This window comes from Mesorhizobium sp. M7A.F.Ca.CA.001.10.2.1 (genome assembly GCF_003998575.1).
Taxonomy (GTDB): Bacteria; Pseudomonadota; Alphaproteobacteria; order Rhizobiales; family Rhizobiaceae; genus Mesorhizobium.
On the sequence record NZ_RZQY01000609.1, the window covers coordinates 1 to 3,736 of the forward strand.

Below are 3,736 nucleotides of genomic sequence, written 5' to 3' on the forward strand. Positions count from 1 at the left end.
GCATCAAGGTCGAATGGAAGGAAAACCCAGACACACGCCTCGCCGCAATGGCACCCGTTGGGGGCCGCACGGCGCGCGAGGCCGCGACCGGCCCACTGCCGGGCGTCAGCGATCCCGACATGGGCGGCCAGTTCAACAATAAGAACGCGGGCAAGCGCGGGCTCTCGCTCAATATCCGCCACCCGAAAGGTATCGATATCGCCAAGCGGCTGATCGCAATCTCCGACGTCGTCGCCGAAGGCTTCTCTCCGGGCGTCCTCGATCGGTTAGGCCTGGGGTATGACGTCCTGCGCAGCATCCGTCCCGATATCATCTACGTCCAGCAGTCCGGCATGGGCAGTTACGGCACCTATGGCCGACTGCGCACCGTTGGGCCTATCGCTGCCTCGTTTGCTGGGATGAACGAGATGTCCGGTCTTGCCGAACCGGCGATGCCTGCCGGGTGGGGCTATTCCTATCTCGACTGGATGGGGGCCTATGGCTTCGCCCAATCGCTCCTCGGTGCGCTGTACTACCGCTCGGTCACCGGCAAGGGTCAGCATATCGATGCGTCCCAATGCGAAGCGGGCATCTTCCTTGCCAGCCAGGCCATCCTTGATTGGTCGGCAAACGGGCGAGTGTGGCAGCGTACCGGCAACCGCTCCCCTTATGGCAATGCCGCGCCGCATGGCGCCTATCGTTGCCAGGGGGCGGATCGCTGGATCGCGATCTCGTGCTGCGACCAGCGGTCATGGGCGGCGCTCGCCCATGCCGCGGGCCATCCTGAATGGCTAACCGATCCACGCTTCGCCAATATTGCGGCTCGTCTTGTCAACCAGGATGCACTGGACAAGGTGGTTGGAACGTGGACCGAGGGCGTTGAGGCCTATGACTGCATGAGCCGCTTGCAAGCAGCTGGCGTGGCCGCTGGCGTATGCCAGACGGCGGAGGATCGCTGCGATCACGATCCGCAGTTGCGGAGGCTGGAGTGGCTGACCGAAGTGCCTGGGACAAGGATCGGGACGTGGCCCGTGGCCGAAGTGCCGTTCAAACTTGGCCGCACACCCGCGCATGCAGGCGGATTGATCAACCGCGGAGCGCCTTGTTACGGCGAAGACAACGAATATGTCCTCGGTGAACTCCTCGGCCACTCAACAGCACAGATCCGCTCGTTCAAGCACGAGGGCGTTATTTGACCTCGGCAAGAATCCCAGGCGGATCAAGCCAAACAACCAGATGGATGACAATCAGATGACCAGCAAGCAGCGAAACAGCGTCGCCGACGGTACAGCGGCACGTGAACGCGTCGGTACGCGCTACCGTGATCCCGCTCTCGCCGAAGAATTGTCCCACGTCACTTGGAACAGCACGCTGGATGTGATGCTGTCGCACCGGTCGGTGCGCTACTACCTCGACCAGCCCCTTCCCGCAAATACCCTTGAGCTCGTCGTGGCGGCCGCACAGTCGGCGGCTTCAACTTCCAACCTCCAAGCTTGGAGCGTCATTGCGGTCGAGGACAAGGATCGCAAGGCGCGGCTGGCCGGCTACGCCGCGGACCAGAAGCACATCCATGACGCGCCGCTGCTGCTCGTTTTCGTCGCCGATCTGGCTCGCCTGCGTGCGATCAGCGATGAGCGGGGACATGCCGGTGTCGCACTCGATTACATCGAGGCATTCATCTTTGCCATCGCGGACGCCGCGTTCGCAGCGCAGAATGCCGCTGTTGCAATCGAGTCGCTCGGCCTCGGCTGCTGCTACATAGGCGCGATGCGTAACGACCCTCAGGCCGTCGCCAACGAACTGGGACTGCCCGACGAATCGATGGTCGTGTTCGGCATGACAGTCGGCCGCCCCGATCCGGCGGTGGCAACAGACGTCAAGCCGCGCCTGCCGCAAGGCATAATCCTCCACCGCGAGCGGTATACCCAAATCGACCCGGAGCTTATGGCGGCCTACGAGGCACGCATGCGGGAATTCCAGGCCGAACAGAACATGCGCAACATCGACTGGACTGAACAGACCGCGGCGCGGATAAAGGACGTTGCTGCACTGACCGGCAGGCACGTGCTCACGGACTTCCTGAAGGCGCGGGGATTTGGGCTCAAATAGTTGCGGTTGCGCGCGCCAATGTTGACTGAGAGACAGGGGCTGCGACTTCGTCAGGCTTGCGAACCGCCGGCCCTGTCACGTCGCCGAGATTCTCGGCAACTCAAACGCGTCTGTCGTGCGGACATAGGTGTTTCCTTGTGCCCTGGCGACAAGGCGCAATTTTTGTGTATCGACATGGAAGCGAACCGGGTCGATCAGCATGTCGTCGCGTATATGCATCATCTGGACCGTTCCCAGGATGAGCGAGCGCGATACCCCGAGAGGAACAATGCTGTGCAGCACGCACTCCATGGAGACGGGGCTCTCGGCAATTCGCGGCGCGGCGATCGTCACTGAAGCTTCCTCTGCAAGCCCGGAGCGCGAAAACTCATCGATTTCCGGCGCAAACTCGGCGGCGGTTATGTTCATCTGGTCCAGCCGATCCTCGTCGACCAGATTGACGACGAATTGGCCCGACATCCGGATATTGCGTCCTGTGTCCTTGTTGTCGCCTGCAGACCGGTCGACGATGCTGAAACCGACGACAGGGGGATCCTCGCTGAAGACATTGAAGAACGAGAATGGCGCTGCATTGCGCACCCCGTCCGACGCGACGGTCGTGACCCATGCGATCGGCCGTGGCGTGATCGTCGAGGATAGAAGTTTGTGCCGGTCAAGCGGCTTCAGCTCGGAGAAGTCGAACTGCATTGTCGTGGGGACCTCCGATGATTTGGCGGGGCAGACCAGTTTGGCTGGCGCCACGCCTTTCTAGCACCGGCAAAATCGATTGTTTGCTCTATATCGGAACGCGCGCATCGCGCTTAACGAGGCTGGTGCGTCAACGCATTGAAAGCATCTTCACCGCGGCTGCCGCTGCGCCAAAGCCATTGTCGATGTTGACCACCACAACTCCCGGCGAGCAACTCGCGAGCGCTGCGTTGAGCGCCACATATCCGCCGGCGGCCACGCCGTAGCCGACAGATGTCGGTACAGCGATCAACGGCGCCGCGATCAGCCCGGCGAGCACGCTGAAGAGCGCGCCTTCCATGCCGGCGACAGCGATAACAACCCGAAACATCCGGATTTCGTCGAGCCTTTCAGTAAGCCGCCACAATCCGGCGACACCGACATCGGCGACGATAGGCGCGTCATGGCCGTTGAAGCAGAGCGCTCGGGCGGCTTCCCGTGCGACCGACATATCCGACGTGCCCGCCGCCACGATGCCCACACCTGTGCTTGCAACGGGCATGGACCCGCCCAGCACCGCAGTGCGCGACAGTGGATCATAATCAAGTGCACTGCGAATGGCGAAATCGAGCGCCAGAAAATGGCTTTCGTCGAGACGCGTGAACAACAGCCGCTCTCCTTTCTCGGAAGCAGCGACGATGATGGCGGCCACCTGGGTCGGGCTCTTATGCTCACATAGCACCGCCTCCGGCACTCCGGTGCGCCTGCTGCGTTGCCAGTCGAGTTGAAAGTCGTTCATGGGCGCATGAACATCGCGCCGCGGCTGTAGGGCCGGGCGCCCACGAAGACGCGTCCTGCCTCGGCGCAAAGCCGCTGCGTGATCTCGACCAGCAGATGCTTCTGCGCGGACACGCCGTCGCCGAGTTCCAGAACCACGCCTGACCGCGTAATCCGGCAGCGCAACGTAACGCCACTGGCGGCA

4 protein-coding genes and 1 pseudogene are annotated in these 3,736 nt (G+C 62.3%); 2 read left to right on the forward strand and 3 right to left on the reverse strand.

All coding sequences use genetic code 11. From position 1 onward, the window contains the following. Both EN964_RS28300 and EN964_RS28305 read left to right on the forward strand, forming a co-directional pair. Positions 1-1,175: CaiB/BaiF CoA-transferase family protein (locus EN964_RS28300; RefSeq protein ID WP_164776041.1), on the forward strand; the 1,175-nt coding region annotated here is incomplete at its 5' end. Between the two features lie 55 nt (positions 1,176-1,230). Then, a complete protein-coding gene (locus tag EN964_RS28305; RefSeq protein WP_024504898.1) occupies positions 1,231-2,088 on the forward strand; it encodes a nitroreductase family protein in 858 nt (285 codons plus the stop codon). 75 nt (positions 2,089-2,163) lie between these two features. On the opposite strand, the gene EN964_RS28310 is transcribed toward EN964_RS28305, so the two are convergent. The 3 genes and pseudogenes from EN964_RS28310 to EN964_RS37875 all read right to left on the reverse strand — a co-directional run. Next, entirely contained in the window at positions 2,164-2,775 is a 612-nt protein-coding gene (locus tag EN964_RS28310; RefSeq protein WP_024504897.1) for a flavin reductase family protein, read from the reverse strand. 130 nt (positions 2,776-2,905) lie between these two features. Beyond that, positions 2,906-3,553, reverse strand: coding sequence for a nickel pincer cofactor biosynthesis protein LarB (gene larB / locus EN964_RS28315; protein WP_127269186.1), 648 nt, complete (start codon positions 3,551-3,553; stop codon positions 2,906-2,908). Then, a pseudogene (locus tag EN964_RS37875) lies at positions 3,550-3,736 on the reverse strand (adenine nucleotide alpha hydrolase); the annotation flags it as partial. The pseudogene EN964_RS37875 and the gene larB, both read right to left, overlap by 4 nt.

Coding starts and splice junctions, on each gene's coding strand:
- EN964_RS28305 (WP_024504898.1), top strand. CDS start 1,231: ATGACCAGCAAGCAGCGAAACAGCGTCGCCGACGGTACAGCGGCACGT.
- larB (WP_127269186.1), bottom strand. CDS start 3,553: ATGAACGACTTTCAACTCGACTGGCAACGCAGCAGGCGCACCGGAGTG.
- EN964_RS28310 (WP_024504897.1), bottom strand. CDS start 2,775: ATGCAGTTCGACTTCTCCGAGCTGAAGCCGCTTGACCGGCACAAACTT.